At 52.2% G+C, this 20,062-nt stretch carries 20 protein-coding genes and 1 pseudogene; 16 read left to right on the top strand and 5 right to left on the bottom strand.

Features of this window, described 5'->3' with window-relative positions:
- Window positions 1-23: 23 nt before the first annotated feature.
- Window positions 24-659, top strand: a complete 636-nt coding sequence (locus tag G5287_RS17475; protein WP_421231622.1) for an SDR family oxidoreductase — start codon at window positions 24-26, stop codon at window positions 657-659.
- 110 nt (window positions 660-769) lie between these two features.
- On the opposite strand, the gene G5287_RS17470 is transcribed toward G5287_RS17475, so the two are convergent.
- From G5287_RS17470 to G5287_RS17455, 4 genes are all read right to left on the bottom strand, one after another.
- Window positions 770-1,966 (bottom strand): ABC transporter permease, encoded by a 1,197-nt coding sequence (locus tag G5287_RS17470; RefSeq protein WP_421231621.1) that lies wholly within the window; start codon window positions 1,964-1,966, stop codon window positions 770-772.
- On the bottom strand, window positions 1,966-3,120 hold the full coding sequence (locus G5287_RS17465) for an ABC transporter permease (protein ID WP_069526609.1): 1,155 nt from the start codon (window positions 3,118-3,120) through the stop codon (window positions 1,966-1,968). Before G5287_RS17465 ends, G5287_RS17470 begins: the two co-directional genes overlap by 1 nt.
- A complete protein-coding gene (locus G5287_RS17460; RefSeq protein WP_236293683.1) occupies window positions 3,120-4,124 on the bottom strand; it encodes an HlyD family secretion protein in 1,005 nt (334 codons plus the stop codon). The genes G5287_RS17465 and G5287_RS17460 overlap by 1 nt, the downstream gene beginning before the upstream one ends.
- A 73-nt stretch (window positions 4,125-4,197) precedes the next feature.
- On the bottom strand, window positions 4,198-5,595 hold the full coding sequence (locus G5287_RS17455) for a TolC family protein (RefSeq protein WP_421231620.1): 1,398 nt from the start codon (window positions 5,593-5,595) through the stop codon (window positions 4,198-4,200).
- 292 nt (window positions 5,596-5,887) lie between these two features.
- On the opposite strand from G5287_RS17455, the gene dusB reads away from it, so the two are divergent.
- Both dusB and fis read left to right on the top strand, forming a co-directional pair.
- Window positions 5,888-6,853, top strand: a complete 966-nt coding sequence (dusB, locus tag G5287_RS17450; protein WP_019445016.1) for a tRNA dihydrouridine synthase DusB — start codon at window positions 5,888-5,890, stop codon at window positions 6,851-6,853.
- A gap of 26 nt (window positions 6,854-6,879) precedes the next feature.
- Window positions 6,880-7,176 carry a DNA-binding transcriptional regulator Fis gene (gene fis / locus G5287_RS17445; RefSeq protein ID WP_005309538.1) on the top strand — a complete coding sequence of 99 codons (297 nt, stop codon included), beginning with the start codon at window positions 6,880-6,882 and terminating at the stop codon, window positions 7,174-7,176.
- Window positions 7,177-7,706: 530 nt separating this feature from the next.
- Here fis and G5287_RS17440 read toward each other — a convergent pair.
- Entirely contained in the window at window positions 7,707-8,444 is a 738-nt protein-coding gene (locus G5287_RS17440) for an EAL domain-containing protein (RefSeq protein WP_227341973.1), read from the bottom strand.
- 280 nt (window positions 8,445-8,724) lie between these two features.
- Here G5287_RS17440 and G5287_RS17435 point away from each other — a divergent pair, with 280 nt between their 5' ends.
- From G5287_RS17435 to G5287_RS17375, 13 genes and pseudogenes are all read left to right on the top strand, one after another.
- A complete protein-coding gene (locus G5287_RS17435; protein ID WP_227341972.1) occupies window positions 8,725-9,048 on the top strand; it encodes a DMT family transporter in 324 nt (107 codons plus the stop codon).
- Window positions 9,045-9,392, top strand: coding sequence for a DMT family transporter (locus tag G5287_RS17430; RefSeq protein ID WP_227341971.1), 348 nt, complete (start codon window positions 9,045-9,047; stop codon window positions 9,390-9,392). The genes G5287_RS17435 and G5287_RS17430 overlap by 4 nt, the downstream gene beginning before the upstream one ends.
- Window positions 9,389-9,955, top strand: a complete 567-nt coding sequence (locus tag G5287_RS17425; protein WP_227341970.1) for a TetR/AcrR family transcriptional regulator — start codon at window positions 9,389-9,391, stop codon at window positions 9,953-9,955. The genes G5287_RS17430 and G5287_RS17425 overlap by 4 nt, the downstream gene beginning before the upstream one ends.
- A gap of 144 nt (window positions 9,956-10,099) precedes the next feature.
- Window positions 10,100-11,131, top strand: a pseudogene (locus G5287_RS17420) (IS630 family transposase).
- Window positions 11,132-11,662: 531 nt separating this feature from the next.
- Window positions 11,663-12,184 (top strand): fimbrial protein, encoded by a 522-nt coding sequence (locus G5287_RS17415; protein WP_227341969.1) that lies wholly within the window; start codon window positions 11,663-11,665, stop codon window positions 12,182-12,184.
- Between the two features lie 442 nt (window positions 12,185-12,626).
- Window positions 12,627-15,140: a fimbria/pilus outer membrane usher protein gene (locus tag G5287_RS17410; protein ID WP_421231619.1), complete on the top strand. Its 2,514-nt coding sequence runs from the start codon at window positions 12,627-12,629 to the stop codon at window positions 15,138-15,140.
- Window positions 15,141-15,370: 230 nt separating this feature from the next.
- Entirely contained in the window at window positions 15,371-16,102 is a 732-nt protein-coding gene (locus tag G5287_RS17405) for a fimbrial biogenesis chaperone (RefSeq protein ID WP_227341967.1), read from the top strand.
- Window positions 16,103-16,158: 56 nt separating this feature from the next.
- Window positions 16,159-16,716, top strand: a complete 558-nt coding sequence (locus G5287_RS17400; RefSeq protein WP_227341966.1) for a spore coat protein U domain-containing protein — start codon at window positions 16,159-16,161, stop codon at window positions 16,714-16,716.
- Window positions 16,717-16,785: 69 nt separating this feature from the next.
- Window positions 16,786-17,331 (top strand): hypothetical protein, encoded by a 546-nt coding sequence (locus G5287_RS17395; RefSeq protein WP_227341965.1) that lies wholly within the window; start codon window positions 16,786-16,788, stop codon window positions 17,329-17,331.
- Window positions 17,332-17,456: 125 nt separating this feature from the next.
- On the top strand, window positions 17,457-17,996 hold the full coding sequence (locus G5287_RS17390; protein ID WP_421231618.1) for a hypothetical protein: 540 nt from the start codon (window positions 17,457-17,459) through the stop codon (window positions 17,994-17,996).
- A 148-nt stretch (window positions 17,997-18,144) separates the two neighbouring features.
- A complete protein-coding gene (locus tag G5287_RS17385) occupies window positions 18,145-18,738 on the top strand; it encodes a spore coat protein U domain-containing protein (protein WP_421172879.1) in 594 nt (197 codons plus the stop codon).
- Window positions 18,739-18,846: 108 nt separating this feature from the next.
- A complete protein-coding gene (locus G5287_RS17380) occupies window positions 18,847-19,416 on the top strand; it encodes a hypothetical protein (RefSeq protein WP_227341962.1) in 570 nt (189 codons plus the stop codon).
- 85 nt (window positions 19,417-19,501) lie between these two features.
- Window positions 19,502-20,035, top strand: a complete 534-nt coding sequence (locus G5287_RS17375; protein WP_227341961.1) for a fimbrial protein — start codon at window positions 19,502-19,504, stop codon at window positions 20,033-20,035.
- Window positions 20,036-20,062 lie beyond the last annotated feature (27 nt).

Here is a 20,062-nt window from a genome sequence, read left to right as displayed (position 1 = left end):
CCTTTTGCCAAGGGAGCTCATCTATGCCAACCACACTGATTTTCGGAGCCAGCCGCGGGCTGGGCCGCGCCTTTACTCACCACGCCCTGAACAAGGGTCACCGGGTCGTTGCGCTGGTACGCAGCCCCGAGATGGCCACCGAACTGAGTGCGCTGGGAGTTGAGGTGATCGAAGGGGATGCGCTGGAGCCGGCTGCGGTGCAGCAGGCATGTGCCCGGGCGGGGTTAGATGCACAGGTCGTATCTACACTGGGCAGCTTCCGTCAGGCCGCGCCGGTGGACTATCAGGGCAACCGTCATGTGATCGATGCCATGGAGCAGGCAGGCCTGAAACGGCTGCTGCTGGTCACCTCCCTCGGCTGTGGCGACAGCTGGCAGTATCTGCCAGAGCGGGCACGCGCCGCCTTCGGTCATGAAGTGCGTCTCAAGAGTCTGGCGGAGAGCTGGCTGCAGACCAGCGCCCTCGCATGGATCATTCTGCGCCCGGCGGGCCTTCAGGATGGCGACGCCACCGGCCGTGCCGAGCTGAGTCAGGGCAAGGAGGTACACGGACTGGTACGCCGCGCCGATGTGGCCGCCCAAGGGCTGCGTCTGCTGGCGGATGAGACTGCTGTGGGGCAGATCTACGCCATCGGGGATCCCACGCTCCAGCGTGGCTAAAGCAGCAGTAAAACCGCTTAACCCCACCACATAACAAAACGGTCAGCCCAAGGGCTGACCGTTTTCACTTTACCGCACACGCTATCTCTCGGGCGCTTGCCCTATCCCGTTTAACCGGCGGTCGTTTCACCCTGCACGACTGACGGGCGAGCAACCGGCAACGACTGCTGCCGCCAGCGCAGCAACAGGCACGCCAGCACGCCGTAGAGCAGCGCCAGTCCCCACAGCTGCCACCAGTAACGGGAAACCTGGGCGAAGTCGGCCCCCATCTGGTTAAGGCGCAGAAAACCCTCAATGGCTGGGATAGTGGGCACCCACTGAGCCAGCCAGTTGAGGGGGGCCGGGATCAGCTCCAGTGGCCAGATAAAGCCCGCCAGAAAGACCAGCGGCAGGGAGGAGATCAGCACCACCTGAGTAGGCAGATCACGCCGGGTAAAGAGGGCACCCAGCACAATCCCGAACCAACATGTGGCCAGCAGGAACGGCAGGGTGAACAACCAGAGTGCGGCCGGCTCGGCGGTGCGCACTATGTTGTAGTGATCGAAACAGAAGCCAAAGAAGTAGCTCACCGGCAGCACGAACAGCCCCCCCACCACCAGGGTTCTGGCCAGCAGCAGCGGCAACACCGGCGCGCTTTGCCAGTAACCATGCTCGCCGCGACAGCTGCGCTGATTCTGGGTCGCCCCCAGGATGCCGGTGCCCATCAGCAGCACCTGGTGCAGGATCAGCACGAACACCGCCGGCACCACGTAATTCACATAGCCCATGGTGGGGTTGAACACCGGTACCACGTTGAGGGCCACCGCGTTCCAGCCCATGGCTGCTTGCGGCAGTGCCTCGCCGTGGCTCAACAGCCGCGCCACCTTCACCTGCGCGGCGAGAGTGCCGCCGGCCTGCGCCAGCCCCTCGGCAATGGTACCGTAGACCAGAAAGTAGGAGGCATCACCGGCATAGCTCAGGGTGACGCTCTTGCCCAGCATCAGATCCCGATAGAAGTGGTTGGGGATATGCAGGATCCCGCTCGCCTTCCCGGCCATCATCAGCTGCCGCGCTTCATCCAGCGAATTGGCCCGCGCTACCAGCTTCACCTGTGGCGTGGCATCGGCCATAAATTCCAGCTGGCGCGATAGCTGACTGCCATCTTCGTTGACCACCACCACCGCCTCTTCCCGCGGCAGCTGATGCAGATAGGGCTGGGGATAGAGAAACGAGTAGAAGAGCACCCCGCCAAACAGGGTCAGCATGATGGCGCGATCCGCCAGCAGGGTGCGCAGCTCTAGGCGCAACAGATCGACAAATCCCAGCATCACTCAGGCTCCTTTTCGGCGCTCGCCACTGCGGCTGATTGACGGGCCAGCTCGGCCTGCTGCTTGTAACGACGTACCACCAGCAGCAAGGGAAGCAGAAACAGCAGCAGCGCCCCAAGTTGCGGCAACGCCGATGCGAGAGGCAGACCGTAGTTGCTCTGACCAATTTGCAGCTCCACATAGTGAGAGACCGGCAACAGGCTGCGCCAGAAGCGGGCGAAATCCCCCATGGCGCTCACCGGAAAGGTGACCCCCATAAAGGCGAAACCGGGCGCAGTGTAAGCCCCCGCCAGCGACAGGGCGCGCGCCGGATCCCGAATGATGCCGTAGAAAAAGGCCCCCATGGTGACGCAGGCCGCCGAGGCGAGCCCCAGACCCACCACCAGCACCAGCCAGCTGCCGTGCATGGGGTAGGAGAAGCCCTTGAACAGCAGCAGTGTCCAGACAATTCCCCACCCCCAGCCAATCAGCATGTGGGGCAGCAGGGTGCGCCAGAGACCAAACCAGACACCGCGAGTAGTCCAGTCCAGCCCCAGCCGATCGGTACGGGCCAGCGCATTGAGGCCGAACAGCACCACCAGGATCTGCCATACGGCTGGCAGAATGGCACTCAACAGAAATTGGGCGTAGCTGGAGTTGAGGTTATAGAGCGCAGTCACCTGACTGCTGATGGGCACCGACTGCCCGAGCGCGCCGGGCAGCGCCTTGCCATCGGCCATCGCCTCCAGCACGCCGACCTGACCGTTAAGGGTGCCTACCACCTGCGCCAGCGCCGAGTTGACCAGCTTGGCGATCAGGATGAACTGGCCGTTGTTGAACACCGTCACCTGCGGCTGGGTGCCCTGACGGGCATCCCGCTCCAGATGGTTGGGGATCACCACCAGCGCATAGATATCACCACCGCGCAGGGCTCGGGCACCGGCATCGATGGAGTCAAACTGTTGCGCCACCTTGAGCCCGGCCGAGCCATCCAGCGAGAAAGCGAGCTGGCGCGAGAGCACGCTGTGGTCGAGATCCACCAGCCCTACCTTGAGGTCGCGGGCCAGCCCTGCCGAGAAGATCCAGCAGAGGATCCCCATCAGCAGCAGCGGCACCCAGCTCATCAGGGCACGACTGAAGGGATCCTGCCACAGCAGCCGAAATTCACGTCCCATCAGAGTTCAACCAGCACACTCATGCCAACCCGCAGCCCCTCAACCGGTTGCAGCGGGCGAGCCTCCACCTGGAAGCTCTTCATATCGAAACCCTGACGGGTATCGGTGGCGCGCCAGGTGGCGAAATCACCCATCACGGCCACATGGGTCACCTTGAAGCGCACGGTCTGATCGCCAAGGCCCGGGATGCGGGCATCAAACTCGGTACCGACCGGGAAACGGGGCAGCAGATCTTCGCGAACGTGGAACTGGGCCCAGGCATCACTCATATCAAGCAGGGTCACCACCGGGAAACCTTGTGGCGCCAGCTCGCCGCTGCGCAGCAGCACCTGACTCACTTCACCATTGTGGGGGCTGGTGATGCGGGTATCGGCCAGATAGGCCTCAACCTCGGCCACCGAACCCGCTGCCATCTTGGCCTTCTCGCGAGCGGCGATCTTGGTCTCTTCCCGCGCCCCTTCCAACGCCATCTGATATTGCTGCCACGCCATCCCTTCGCTGTAGCGTGCGGCTTGCCAGGCAGTCCACGCCTCATCGCGTTTTTGCAGCGGCATCACGCCGTCGCGGTGCAGGCTGGCCACCCGCTCATAGGTCTTGCCACGCAGCTGGGCGGCAGCCTTGGCTTTTTGCCACTGATCCTTGGCGGCAGCGATCTGCTGGGCTCGGGCCCCTTTCTCTGCCTCTTGCGCCAGCGCACCCGCTGCGGCTTCACCGGCCTTGGCCTGGCTCAGCTTGGCTTCGATCTCGGGGCTCGCCAGGGTAAAGACCAGTTGATCCTTGGTCAGCTGATCACCCTTTTTCACCAACACTTCGTCGATGCGACCCGGAACCTTGGAGGAGACCGAATATTGCTGCGCTTCAATCTGCCCTTGCAGATGCACCGGCTCCGGCTGATAAGCGAGCCAGAAGCGCCAGCCCAGCCAGACCACCAGGATCACCAGCACCAGCGGCAACAACAGCGGTTTACCCTGGCTCATCTTCTTTTTGATGGGGGGATGGCTCATCACTTCACCTCGACAAACGGGCGACCCTTGGCGGTCGAAACAGAGATAGAAAAAGGAACGGACTGGAGTGCGATCATGAGTTCACCTCGATCACCTGACCGTGCTGATATTGATTGAAACTGTTCATCTGGCCGGATAGCGCCAGCAGGCGGGCCAGCGACACCACATATTGATAAGCCGCCGCCGCACGTTGGGTCTTCACCCCCGCCAGCTGGTTCTGGGCATCCACCACATCAAGGGAGGTAGAAAGTCCCTGACCGAAGGCCTTGTCCCGCAGTAGCACGTTCTCCTCTGCCAACGCCTGGGTGGAAGAAAGGGATTGATACTCCTCCAGCCCCTGCGCCGCTTCGCGCCAGGTCTTCTCGACCAGCAACTCCAGATCCTGGCGGGTCTTGGCTTGCAGCAGATTGACCTGCAGCTCAGCACTCTTGGCGGCCTGTACCGTCTCGGAGCGGCCATCGCGGCTCACCAGCGGCATGCTGACACCCACCCCCACCAGCCAGTCCGGCGCTGTCTTGGAGGCGAGTGAATCATCTTCATAGAGGTTGTAGTTGCCGAACAGGAACACCTCGGGGGCATATTTGCCCTGCTCGACCCGGATCAGCCCCTTGGCCTGCTCCTTCTTGGCGCTGAGCAGCTTGAGACCGGGGTGCACCTCCAGGGTCTGGCTCACCAACCCCTCAAGGCGCGGCAGCTCCTTGTTGACGAACAGGCCGCTGCCCGGCTGGGCATTTGGCAACTTCAGCATGCGGCCGAGGGCCAGCTCGGCGATCTCGAGGCTGCGGCGCGCCTTCTGGGTATCGATGCGGGCCCGATCATAGGCCGACTGGGCGGAGAGGCGCTCCACCCTGGCGATCTGGCCCTGCGCTTCGAGCTTCTTGGCGTGATCCAGATGGTGGGCCAGCCCCTCTTCGATCTCCTGCTTGGTCTGCACCACCTGAGCAGCCAGCACCACGCCGAAATAGGTCTGGGAGAGGCTCTCGAAGGTGGATTGCTGCTTGAACACCAGCAGCTGCTGAGCCTCGCTCACCTGCGCCTGGCGGATATCCTGCGCCGCATCGATGCGGCCACCGGCAAAAAGCGGCCAAAGCATCTTGACCGAGCTGGTCACCACATTCTGTTTGGTCAGAGGGGTGACAAATGCGTTGGCCCCGACCCCGAACAGGCTGCCGAGCGCCAGGATCAGATCTTTCTGCTTGGCCAGCGGATTGAGATCGAGGGCATCAAGTTCAATCGGCTGATCAAGATGGGTATAGCTGGCCCCCAGATCCACCTTGGGCAGATACATGTCCTTGGCCGCCTCGCGCAGCTGCTTGGCCCGATCGACCCCGGCCTGCTCGGCAGCCAGCCCTTCATCCTGCTGGATGACCCGGGTCCAGGCTTCGCCGAAACTGATGGTTTGCGCCTGCGCCGACCCCAGCACGGCCCCCAGCAGACACGGCCAGAGTGATTTAATGAACCTTGACGTCATAGATCCCCAATCCGCTTTTGTTGCATAAATGTTTGGAGCATTTGCTCGACTTAAGCCCGCCATCATAACGCAAAGCGGGCCTGCAAGTGGACTGACAATTATGCAGGCGTCCGACCCGAATGGTACAGCGATCAGTCTCCGGCAATCTGGCCGTTTTTCAATAACTCCAGAATTTGCAAGCCTTGGCGCGACGTTTTTTTCAGAAAAAAATGGCTGACGCTCAAATACTAACCTTTTCTCCTGCCTAAAAAATGCGTAATATACGCCGCCCTAAGCCGATGGTAACCGTGGAATGCAGATAGGTCCCCACACGCTTGAAACTCCCTTGATTGTGGCTCCCATGGCCGGTGTAACTGACCGACCATTCCGTGAACTTTGTTTGCGATTGGGGGCTGGCATGGCCGTTTCCGAGATGCTGCTGGCCAACCCGGATGTCTGGGATACCCAGAAAACCCGGATGAGGATGGATCACTCTGCAGAAGGCGGATTGCGTTCGGTCCAGATTGCCGGAGCCGACCCCGAGATGATGGCGTTTGCTGCCCGCTACAACGTGGAGCAGGGCGCACAGATCGTCGACATCAACATGGGATGTCCGGCAAAAAAAGTGAATAAGAAGTTGGCAGGTTCTGCCCTGCTGCGTGCCCCCGATCAGGTCAAAGCAATTTGCCGGGCCGTGGTTGATGCAGTGGAGGTGCCTGTCACCTTGAAGATCCGCACAGGATGGGATCCGGATAACCGCAATGGCGTGGAGATCGCCCGAATCGCCGAAGATTGCGGTATCGCGGCCCTCGCCGTGCATGGTCGTACCCGTGCCTGCCTCTACAAGGGCGAAGCGGAGTACGACACGATCAGGGCGATTAAGCAGGCCGTATCGATTCCTGTTGTCGCCAATGGTGACATCAACAGCCCGGAGAAAGCACGGTATGTCCTCGACTATACCGGTGTTGACGCCGTGATGATCGGCCGAGCTGCGCAAGGACGACCCTGGATTTTCCGGGAAATCCGTCATTTTCTTGAGACGGGCACCAAGCTGCCGCCTCCCGAGAGGGAAGAGGTTCGCACCCTGATGAACGAGCATGTAACCAACCTGCACCGGTTTTATGGTGCATATCTGGGAGCGCGCATAGCCCGTAAACACGTGGGCTGGTATCTGGATGAAGAAGAGACGGGCCGAGAATTCCGTAAGCACTTCAATGCCCTGGATTGCGCAGACGCGCAACTTGAGGCACTCGAAGCGTATTTCGATGGATTAGGTTAACAAGATAACTAAAGAGCCGACCGAATATGTTCGAACAAACCCTGACTTCTGATGCATTGGTAACAACTACTCACAATCACGCTGCCGAGCCGACCCAGCGCCCCCTGCGTGACTCTGTGCAACAGGCCCTGCGTAACTACCTGGCCCAGTTGAACGGTCAGGAAGTGATTGATCTGTACGATATGGTTCTCTCCGAAGTCGAAGCGCCGATGCTGGACGTGATCATGCAGTACACCCGTGGTAACCAGACTCGCGCTGCCGTGATGATGGGTATCAACCGTGGCACCCTGCGCAAGAAGCTCAAGCGTTACGGCATGAACTAAGTAGCAATAAATAAACTATTGAAAGCAAAGGCATTTCCATTTTAATGGAAGTGCCTTTTTAGTTTTGAACCCACATTTAAACCCACACTTGCCACCTTGGATACCTTGATTGACTACACTGGGTGTCATCCCCCCAAACCATCTCATTGCACTCACCACTCTCTTTAATCTCCCCTAATTGCATCTTATGCCAGCAAGAACAACCACTCTGGTAGCCCCCTCCTATCCAGTCGATAGCCATAGCACTCATCGCTCGTTCCGCAGTGGCCAACCTGGCCGGGTAAAGTTGCAGATTGGGTACAAGCCGTTTACCCATATGAAAAACCTGCAGATCAAGTCGCAGGTCTGCACCGCCATGCCGCACCGAGATAATATATATCTGATTTATCTTGCACTTACTTAAGGGATAACCCCAGGAACAACGCGTAATTCGAATAGCACACGGTACACGCTGAACAACACGTTAAGGCCGTTGGTCAATGAGAGGGGCTGCTCGACCAAACTGTGACATAACGGGATTAAGACCCCCATCAAACCCAACGAGACAAGGGGGCGGGCATGGCATAGGCGTAGCCCTGCAAATAATCACAACCAAGCTGACTGGCCGTTTCGATATGGCGTTTGGTTTCAACACCTTCACACACCACCTTCATGGCGAAACGTTGCAGGTATGCCACCAAGCCGGCCAGCATCTTCAGCGCATGATGATCGCTGCTGGCTTGGCACAACAACGTTCGATCCAGCTTGACGATGTCATAAGGCATCGCCATAAGCCGTTGAAAATTGCAATCCCGAGTACCGAAATCATCGCACGCAATGTGGGCACCATGACAACGAAGTACGTTGAGCAGCTCTAGTTGTTCTTGATTCAGCGACGCATGCTCAAGCACTTCAAACCAGATCTCGATACCCATCTTGCGCGATTTCAGCAAGACCCACAGCAACAACTGCTGATAGGTCGCACAGGCCATGACCGGGTTGAGATTGATGGAAAGCGTACAGGCACCTTTTTTGGCAAGCGCGGGCAAGTCACCCAGCACAGCATTTAGCATCGCAATATCGATATTCAGCACGTCACGCTCGCCGAGACAATTGAACTCAATCCCCTGATAGCATCGCGTGACAGGATCCCACCGCCTTGCCAGCACCTCATAACCCGTGACCTGCTGCTGTTGATCGATGATGGGCTGATAAAAAGGAACCTCCATCTTCGGGGAAGATGCCAACCGAGGATGCTCAATGTGGTGATGTAATTTTTGAAGCAACATGGTGCAAACCTGTCTTTATAAACAGGAAAGGATAAAAAAAGGCGACCGCCAAGTATGTAGGCTTAATCCGAACCAGGCGTGAGTCAAGCCAACCTCTGTTGCCGCTGGCCTCGGCAGCAGAGCAGCAGAACGGCAAAGCGGCAAAGCGCTATAACTAGCGATTTATCCGTGCCCCCTTAAGAGCTGATTGACGTTGTACAAACTATATGTACACCAGCCCACACTATATGTACACTTGTTCACATTGTGTGTACTGGTGTACATATATTGTCGAGAGGTCATGTTAATGATTGGTGTGTTTGTAGTGATTTGTGGTGCTTTTTGCAGTACCTGTGGCACCCTTGCCATCAAGCGGGCCGATAACTTTCGTCGGTTGTTCCCATCTCTCTTGGCGGTCATGTTTTATTCCGGCTCAACCTGGTTATTGTCGATGGCCATGTTTCACATGCCTGTCGCAATCGCGCATGCAGCTTGGAGCGGTCTGGTTGCGCTCTTGTTGCTGGGGATAGATCGATATGTACTGCAGACTATGATGAAGTCGGGACAATTGATTGGATTTACCTGCATTCTGTCTGGGATTGCATTACTGAGTGCAGGATTATGAAAACAAAACAAAGTCAACAAGCGTGGCTACTGCTGTTAACCATGGTGCTTATCGAATCTTTTTCCACCATGATGCTGAAACAATCAGATGGGCTGCAGAATCTGGTGCCAACTCTGCTTGCCTTCAGCGGTTACTTTCTAGTGCTCTTCCTATTCTCTTATGTGCTAAAAAGTATTCCGGCTAGTCTGGCCTACGCTGTCTGGACTGGTCTGGGTACATTGCTGGTAGTGGTTGCAGGTTGGTTCTTCTTTGCGGAAGCTCTCACCCTGGCCAGTATCTCGGGGATTGCGCTGATAGTGTTCGGCGTCATCTTGATAAACCGCCAGGAGACTATCGAAACATGAATGAATCTCGTCCCCGTCGTGGCCCAGCCGACCCGGAGAGGCCGAGCCGGATAATTGATGCGGCACTGTCGCTAATGCTTGCTGGCGGAGTGCACAGCTTGAGCCATCGGGCGGTAGGGGTTAAAGCGGGCGTGCCACTCGGTTCAACCACCTACTATTTCAAAGATCTGGATGCACTGTTGATCGCCTCTATAGAGCGTCTTACCGAGCAGGCACAGATACAGTTTCAAGAGTGGCAAAGCCAGGTATCGATTGAAGCACCATTAGCACCGCAACTTGCCGAACTGATTTATCTGCGCCTGACACAACAACGAAACCAGGCCACCCTAGCGTATGAGCTCTATACCTTGGCGATGAGGCGCCCCGACTTGAGACCGCTCAGTGATCGCTGGAAACAGGTTCTGAGCAATGCTATCGGCCAATACGTTGAAAAATCGACGGCAGAGCGTGTGGCCGCCCTGATCGATGGCATTATGATCCAGGGGCTTATTTCGCCCCAACCGCCAACACTGGTTGAGATCACCGGCAAATTACAGCCTCTGCTGTACCCGCCCTCTCAATAGAAAAACGACCTCAACCCGGAACTCACTGACAGCAGCTAAATAGCTGTTCCGAATAGTAGATCACCGGAGGTATGGAACTCAGTCCAGTTTGTGCGATCTCATTAGTCGCCAAACAAAACAAGCCGCACCCAAAGGACTGATTTGATGCCTATCCTACCACCCCTGCCACGACCACAACTGCGCCGCATTCACAAAATCATCCATGTCACGCGTGATAAAGAGCATGCTCGTCGCTTGATGGCTATCTTGCTGCTGCATGAAGGACGCACGGTCACTGAGGTTCATCACCTTACCGACGCTGCTCGCTCGACCATCGGCCGTTGGCTTCGGTGGTATCAAGATGAAGGTGTGGCTGCGTTAGAAGCCTTACCGGCTGGCCGTGCCCCGGTCCTACCTGTCGCCAAGATTGTCACCTGACTGGTGCTGCTCATGCAGTTTTCTCCGCAAGATTTTGGTTATCAGCGCAGCCGCTGGTGTACCGAACTATTGGCTATCAAAATCAATCGGTTAACAGGCCTCAATATGGCAGCCTCCACGCTCCGCCGATGGTTACCACGTATGGGCATTGTCTGGCGAAGGCCCGTGCCGACCTTGCGGATAAAAGACCCGGCCTATCAGGAGAAAATGGCGAATATCGACGCGGCACTGGCCTGCTGTGATGCCGATAATCCGGTGTTTTATGAGGATGAAGTCGATATAGACCTCAATCCAAAATTAGGGGCCGACTGGATGTTCAGAGCGCAGCAAAAGCGGGTTGTCACACCGGGACAGAACGCGAAACATTACTTGGCAGGCGTTCTCCATGCAGGCAACGGAAGAGTGCTTTACGTCAGTGGGATAAAGAAAAACTCATCCCTGTTTATCGCCATGCTGGAAAAGCTGCGTCGCCACTATCGACGAGCCAAAACCATCACGCTGCTCCTCGATAACGACATCATTCACGAAAGCAAACAAACCGAGCGATGGTTGAATAAGAATCCCAAGTTCTGCCTGATATTCCAGCCAGTTTACAGCCCTTGGGTCAATCACATAGAACGGCTGTGGCACAAGTTACATGAAACCATCACGCGCAATCAGCAATGTAGCGGAATGGCCAGCCTGCTGGCCCAAGTGAAACACTTCATGGATACCGTGTCTCCTTTCCCGGGGAATGGCTATGGCAAAGCGAAGGTGTAGCACTATTAGGATCAGCTATGTAGCATCAGCGATGCAGCTTCGAGTTTTAATTCGACTATCAATGCACGAAATAATCTTGCCATTGAAGACCTCATATTGCAGTCACGACGGTTCCACCTAATATCGAAACCGGGATACTTAAACCACTACACAACCCAATCTGACACCATAGTTCCACTGAAGGGCCGTCACTGGTAGCGTTTGAAAAAACTGTTCAACAATAAGAAAGTCTAGACATCTGCATTTGTTCATTACGCACACTAGAAATGATTGATTACAGCAACCAAAACTGAGCTGAAATAATTTTTCAACAACTTTCATACAAATCTGCTGTGGGATTTTTCCCACAAACTCCAACTCCATTTTCTTGTAATCAGCTCAGGCCATTCTGGCGGGAAGAGCTAAAAGCAAAATGTACAATGCTGGGCATTCGAGAGTGACGCTGTTTAGGCACCTCCCGATTTAATAGATAAATTATTATTCATCTCAATGTATATAACTAACAAACTAACTAAAACAATGAGGTATAAAATGAAAAAAGTGCTTATCGCAATGATGATGGCAGCCGCAGCGCCGGCATTTGCAGCTGCAGCTGATCCGATTGATCAAAGTAATGCCAGCGTTAACTTTTATGGAAAAATCACCCCGACCACCTGTGGTATCGATGGCGATAGCCAGAAAGTCGATGTTTACCTGGGTGAGCACTCTGTCTCTGCCGTACAGAATAACAGAGCTCCGGCTACGCCGTTTAGCCTCAAGCTGATCGAGTGTGAAAACGACACCAAAAAAGCCCACGTCACTGTCATTGCCGCTCAGGACAAAGACAATGCTGAGATGTTCCGATTGACTGGTGCCACTGGCGCAGCACTGGAACTGATTGCCGACTGGGACGACGGCGTGCTCAAACCGGGTGTTGAGGCCAAAGGTTTCCCGCTGACTATGAATAGCAACGAGCTGAAATTCTTTGCTCGCCTGGGTACTCCGAAAGAGGACAGCAAGATCCTACCCGGTGACGTTTCTGCACTCACCACCTTCCGTATTGCTTACAAGTAATCGGAACATTGAGAGAAATAAGCGCCCAGCACTGGGCGCTTATCTCCCCGAGTAACAGACCAATGGCCCCCAGAATACCAAGAGAGTGTCGGGATAGTCGTGTCATGATGGTATTGGGAGCCAGATGGAGTGATAACTTTGTAGCTCAGTATGAATGATAGTCACGAAATGAGACATGACAACAATAAATATAAAATAAAAAATCATGCGCACTTGGCGTACAACAATAAAATAATCCGCAGAGTTGAAACAGTGGAAAAATAAGGCGTTGCTGCCTAAATCGGACTGCTGAATGTGAATAAGAACATGAACATTACTTTTTAACTTCCGTTAAATATTTTCAGTGAAAAGTTGTGTCTGCACAGCATTAATATAACTTGTTAACGTCGACTGTGAACAGCTCACTCTATGTTTGACTATTTTCGATTTAGGCAACCACGTCGTGAAGCACATCAAAACCAATATATTGTTGATCTTGTTAATTACTGGGACTGGTATTGCGGAAGAGTTCGAGTTTAATAGTGATTTTTTAAATGAAGGCTTCGATTATGACCTGCAAAAATACGCAAATGCTAAATATGTACCACCGGGTCTCTATACGCTGGCGATAAACATAAATGGCCGTACGTTACCAAAAACTGCAGACATTGAAGTGAGCGAAGACTCTAACGGTAACAGTAACTTGTGTCTACAGGAAGAGCTCATTCCGCTGCTCGGTATTAAAGAAGAGTTTCATCAACAAATACCGATGCGCAAACAAAGCAGCTGTATTGCTCTGGAAAAGACGACTGTCTTTACTGCTGATATAGCTCTGAATGAGCAACTGCTAAAAATCCGGATAGGTAGCCAGTTTGCGGAGCCAATCTTTAATGATTGGGATCCACCACAATTCTGGAATACGGGTATCGACGGCCTGTTGCTTGACTATAACGCAAATGCGTCAAAGTCGAAGAGCGGGAATTTTGATAGACACAGTGCCAATGTTTACGGTTTTACCGGTACTAACTGGGGACAGTGGCGGGCCAGGGCCCATTATCGCCTTAATTATCAGAATAGTTCGGACAGCTCGGTTGACGGTTCCTGGGGGGATGTATATGCCTATAAACCGCTGGCTACACAGAATGCCAGAATAACCCTGGGGGAGACCAGCTTGGGAACCCGCATTCTGGATGGCTTCGGCTATACGGGAGTTAAATACAACACCGATCAATCTATGTTGCCTCCTGCATTACAAGGTTATGCACCTGTGGTCGAGGGCATCGCGAAAACCAATGCCACTGTGACAGTGACTCAGAATGATCGCACTATCTATTCAGGTTTTGTAGTTGCCGGCCCTTATCGGATAAATGAATTGACAGGCTGGACCACTGGGTTGCTCACCATCACCCTGGAATACGATGACGGCACCAGTGAGTCCTATACCATGACTGCAAACAGCTTGCCCTTCCTGACGCGTTCTGGGGAGGTGCAATACACCTTTGCCGTCGGTCGCCCGACAAGCAATCACCAGCCATATGGTGACTTGTTTGGCGCTGGGGAGCTCTCCTATGGTTTGCGCAATGGTACCTCGGTAATGGGTGGAGGATTGCTCTCTCGCGATTATCTCGGCCTGGCTGCTGGATTGGGGCAAGATCTGAATGCCTTTGGTATGGCCTCTATCGACACAGCGCAATCTCGAGCCACGCTTGGCGATGGCAGGAATATACGGGGGGGAAGTTACTCCTTTTCCTGGTCGAAAGACTTTAATGATGCCGGGACCCACCTCTCATTTGCGGGCTATCGCTTCACAGAACGTGACTATATGAGCTTTTCAACATTCTCGAGCCGGCAAAACAGTGAAGAGATCAGGAAGGAGAACGCAGGGGAAGACGGGGAGACAGCCATCAATGAGCGGTTTAACGACCCTTATTCCAACCGCAAAAATACCTATAACTTGTCAATCTCGCAGCAGGTTCCCTGGTTAAACGGGGTCTCGCTGAGTTATAGCAATACAAGTTACTGGGATAGTCGACGTCCTAAAGAGGAGCGTTTTAATCTGGTAACCGGACGTGACTTCCATGTGGCTCAGAATCGGGTATCGGTGACATTGAACACCAGCATGTCGAACGTGGGAAACAGTTCGGATAGAGCACTCTTTCTCACGGCCAGCATGCCCCTTGGAAGCAAGCCCGGCACTTATTCCAGCTCCCTTTCTGCAAGGATGAGCACCAGCAGTTCAGGAGAGTCACAGCAAGGGGTCGAATACAGTACGTCTGATGCAGACAGTTCGGTCAGACTCGGAATTGACCGCACATCCAGCTCTCAGAGCTTGCGAGCGGGCTACAGTGATAACCGCTCACCGTTGGTCAACACCTCACTTGCAGCGAGTTATACCAACGAAGGCGACTACTATCTGGCAGGCTCCATGCGTGGTGGACTGACCGTGACCGAACACGGACCGGCACTTCACGCCAGTCTCAGTGCAACGGACACCCCGCGTATTCTTTTCGATGCAGGGAGTGGAAATGAGGGTATCCAGCTTAATGGTAACAATGGTGGCAAGACCAATAGCTTTGGACTGGCGGTGGCATCGGATGGGCAGGCCTATCGCCGGATGAACGCCGGAGTGAATCTGAGCACACTTCCTGATGATATGGAGGTGCAAGGAGCCACTATCTACACCCCAACCCTGACAGAAGGAGCGATCGGCTATTACAAACTGGATGTGTTGAGAGGAGCCAAGGCATTCATCAGTATCGATTTTCCCGATGGGATGGATACGCCTATCGCCGCAGATATTGTTCGAACTGACGATGAGAAGGCGGTGGGGATGGTCGGGCATGAAGGGCTCTCCTATGTGAGCGGTGTCAAAGCAGGCATGGAATTGAAGGTAAAGACCTCTCATGGCATATGTCGCATGAATCTGCCGATGCAACTGGAGACAGATGTTGTTCAGCCATTGCGCTGCGTACTGTGACAGGATCACCAACTTGTATTGCCAATGGCGATAACCCGGAATCCCGCAGTTCGGTCAGACCATATTTTTATGATGCATTGAACCCGCAGGTGCGCAAGGACGTGCGCCTCCGGCGTCGGGCTGGTATGGGATAACATCCTTACTTTCAATGCCTGATAAATATGCTGATCGACTATTTTCGACAGGATCTTCAACCAGGTTTACAGATATTTAAACAGAGGTTTTGGAACATGAAAAATATCAAAATAGTATCAAGCTTCATTGCTGCAATAATAGTGATGGTATTCTCAGGTGCTGCATCTGCCACCCTGTCGGTAACAGGCACGCGAGTGATCGTAAATGATAATCAGCCGACCAATGTCGTAGTCAGAAATGTAGATAAGGCCAAGCCATTTTTGGCTCAAACCTGGGTCGAAAATAAAGAGAATCAGATTGATCGAGAGTTTTTTGTCGTGCAGCCGCCATTGCAACGTCTTGAGCCGGATACCCGAACCCAGATTTTGATCCGGCCTACGGCGGTGACAGGCAAGCTGCCTCAGGATCAGGAGTCACTGTTTTACTTCAATGTAAAAGAGATACCACCAAAAATGGAGCAAGGTATCAGCGCTATCCAGATTGCATTACAGACAAGAATCAAGCTCTTCTACCGTCCAGCTGCGATTGGCAAGGCCCATCCTGCAGGCCCCAACTACAGTGAACTTCGTCTGAGTGAGGTGAATGGCAGCATCAAGGTGGAAAACCCGACGCCATTTCATGTGACAGTCAGTGAAGTGCGGATTGGTAACAAAGTATTGAATGAAGGGCTTGGTGATATGTTGGCACCATACTCTAGTAATACCCTTCCAGGTACTCTTAAGAGCAATGATGTCACCTTGGTAGTCATTAATGATTTTGGTGGAATGCAGGATGTAAATTTCCGCTGTACGGCTGGTCATTGCGCCTCGATCACCCAAGAAGGTTAAGCGTATACATCAATATTGTTGGTTCCTGATGCTTTTTTTACTATAGGAAAACCAGTGTGAAAATTGATTGTAATGTCGTACTGAAGGCACTGCTTGTCCTGGTTGCTTTCCCTGCAGGGGGCGCTTTCGCAGGCCAAGCGACCCCCCAAATAAAGGTAGAAATCAAGGTATTGCCATCAACGCCAGCCTGTAGTGTGAATACGAACGATATTAATTTTACACACGACAAGGTGTTGGCTGCCTTTGATGGCAACGAAGTAAAAGAAAAAACTGTTCTGAATTTGCAATGCACAGGTGGCACAAGCGTTAACGTTGCATCTATCAAGTTGAGCGGCGGAAACTCCGATGTTTCCAGTGATCCATATTGTCGACGAGTGCCACTAATGAACAACACTCAACAATATTTCTCAGCATTAATGCAGATAAATGATGGTTATCGGTTGGTATCACTTTGTCATAATAGTGAGATAAGTATGAATGGACTTGTTGTATACCCAGATACGAAGTTCGATTTGTATACTCAGCTTTTTCCATTGCCGGGAAAAAATGCCAGTAACACGCCTGAAGGCCAGTATAAAAGTGCGAATTTGACGATAACCATGAGTTACTCCTGATCCCGTCGTACCGACGTGTCTGTAACATGGGTATATGTCTATCTCCATATATCAGAGAGAAGTAATGCAATGAAACTGAATCTGAGAGCCTCTGTTCTGACCGTATTGCTGTCGCTTGCTTTTCAATCGGCAGTCCAGGCAGGGATTGCAAGCGCTGAGCCCGAGGTCAGGGTACATATCAGACAGGCACAATCAGTGTGCGGTGTAGTATCCCCTCCTGGCCAACTGGCTCACACATTCCCGGAGTTAACGACAGCATTTAATGAACAGACCACCGCTACAAAAGATATTCAGCTTCAGTGCACGATGGCTGACGGGGTGATCGAGAGGGCTGAACTGTTGTCAGTGTCACCGCTTGAAGGTTATCCGTGTTATAGCCTCTTTCAGGTGAACGGTAATGTCAGTGATTCATTATGGTTTCGAATGAGTGATGCAAGTGAACGATCTTTTTGTAGTGATATTAATTCTGTGGCATTGCAAAATACCCGGCTGCCAAAAGATCAAATTATAACTGTTCCATTAAAATATACCCTGCAGCGTTATAATGTGGGAACAAAGCTGCAACCAGATAAAAATTACAGCAATAACTTGACACTAAAAATCATTTATAAGTAGCAATGCTTTGGCGGTGTCGTAGGCAAATTAATTGGAAAAAATCAACAACCATTAATTTACCTTGGCAAAACTTCATCAGCCTGATGACGCGGCTGGTTTCGCGTTAGTCTTTTTGGAGAAAGTCTATGTACACTATGCGTATTCTGGTTGGTTTGCTGCTAGTATGTGCTGTAGCTACATTTAATGTGAGCGCAGCATCCAGTAGTCAGATGCAATTCACGGTTGATGTGACGTTTAAAAAGCCCCCCCCCATCTGTCGCGTGACCAGCACTACTCAGCAGTTAAATCATACCTTCCCCGAGCAATTTACCAACTTTACCGGACAGGTGACGGCGAAGAAAACCATCTCTTTAAGATGTGATGAAAACGATGGTAAATTAGAACGCGCCGAACTCTCGTTTGATGTGGCAAAGGATAGTTGCTCAGGTTATTTTAAGCGTAATGAAAAAAAGGCAGAAGCTATTTTCTTTAGAATGATAGATAAGAACAATAGAGATTTTTGCACCAATTCAGGTACGGCATTGGCAAATGAATATCTACCAGAAGGCCAAGAAAAGCAATTTCCAGTCACATATTACCTTGAGCGTAATAAAAATTCATCTGAGAAGATTGTTCATGAGGAAAAATATGTCAGCAAGTTGACCCTGACCTTAAAGTACCAATAATGGGTGGGTAGCGTCATCATCTTGATGAGCGACAGTCAATCACTCACTTTTCTTATTTCAATATATGACCCGTAACCAGAGCGATAGCCATGGGCTTCCATGCATAAGATGCGGGTCATTGTGTACGCTAATTAAATATGAACTATCCGTGTTTGAACTGAAAGGAAAGTGTCATGAGTCGAGAGATAAAATGCAGTACAGCCATAAGTTGACAGTGGAAAGCTGTTTATTCATATCGTCTGTTTTACTCGCCTTGAGCGGTGATGCTGGGGCTGAAACCAGCAGTGCAACATATACTGTAACCACCGAGCTCAAGGAGCAAGGACCAGGATGTACTATACAGATAAAGAACGTGGACTTTGGCAGTCTTTATGCCAATCAAGTGCATAATGAAATACTCACAATTAATCAAGGCCTGACGATTGAATGCACTAGCTCAGCCTCTGTCAGTTACCCTGTTATAAGTGGTATCAACACATTTGAGAATGACGAGTGTAAATTTCAAATGAAGAGGGCGGAGGGGGTGGAAGATGGCGCAATCGGATTTTCGGTGAGACATTTCCACAACTCCTATTATCGTGATATTTGTAACAAGTTGGTCATGCCTGACAAAATAAGAGTTGATGCAACGACACCACATCATAGCGAACTAGTTTATGTGTTATTTAGAAACTCATCCATAGAACCGATTGCCAATCAGAACTACATTGCCAGACCAACAGTAAACATAGAGTACCAATAGTATTAGCCGTGTTAAATTACATATGGGCATGATGTTATTTTATGCGCTATCAGATGTGGCCTTCGTTTATCGCAAGGTGATTTAAATACGCACTTCAGGAGTGATGAGATGAGAGTCATTTTAATTTTCCCACTGATATTATTGCTGGCTTCTCTTCCTGGCATGGTATCAGCCAATAATATTGGCACAAACCAGTTCAATATCGTGGCGATCTATCATGGCGTGCCCCAATCACTTCCGGAGTGCAGTATTTCAGGCAGCGATCTGTCTTTGGGCTCCCACTTCTACCCATCAAGCTGGCAAGCAAATGGGCTTATTGCAGAGCGGGAGTCAGAATTGACCATCAATTGTCAAAAAGCAGATGCCCGCATAAGCATGATAGATATCGATTCACCGGGCAGAAATCCTGCATGGACCCATGATCATAAGCCTTACCTGACCGGTACCATGACTGGGATAGATAGCTTGAAGATGAAAGTATTTGTTTTTAATGAGCGGGCAAATACTTTTGAACTGGCCGTTAAAAACTTGCCGACAGAGATAACCGTTTCAGCCAACCAGCAAAAAAGAGTGAAGCTAAAGCACGCCCTCTTTATGGAGGGGAGCTCACGGGGTGACCACCTAACAGGCAATGCGAGTGTTAGCGTCACATTGACAGCAACCATTAGCTACCAATGACGTGTTGCTTAACTTATTGTGGATGAACATCTGCTCTAATACTGAAATTGAGTTGCCAGTCTAATTGAGTTGAGAGGCTAATATAATGCAAAAATGGATATGTAAATTGTTGGCTTCTGCGGCAATGGCATTAGCCCTGCCCTCGCAGCCTTGGGCTAACGGCACCGACTTTGATGTGAACATTACCTTTAAACCCTCTCAATGCCAGTTCATACCCGATTCCCGTACGCTATTTATCGAGCAGAATGCATCGCTCAAGGATCTGCGGGCCGGGGTGCGGAGTGTTAGTGTTCCTTTTATTCTGTCACTGCAAGATTGCAGCGAGGTCAACCTGGACAAGATGCGGATAACCTTCCAGATTGACCACAGCGTGCCGCTTGAAGATGGCATTACTTATCTGGCGCTCGATAAGACAAGCAGTGCGGGCGGAGTGGTAATAGGCCTTGAGGATAGTCAAAGAAATCGCGTAAGTTTCAATACACAGCTCACCCCCCCTCATATCGAGGGGCAGGGGGAGGAGCGAGCAGTCAAGTTTTGGGCTTTTTTGCAGCGTGATGGCGGTGAGGTGAAACCTGGCCCCTATCAGGCAAAATCCGTGGCAATTATATCCTATCTATAATAAGTATTGACCATACTATATAGCCAA

Origin of the sequence: Aeromonas sp. 603079, from assembly GCF_049172135.1 — a bacterium.
Lineage (GTDB): Bacteria > Pseudomonadota > Gammaproteobacteria > Enterobacterales > Aeromonadaceae > Aeromonas > Aeromonas veronii.
This window is presented reverse-complemented; position numbering and strand designations above follow the sequence as displayed.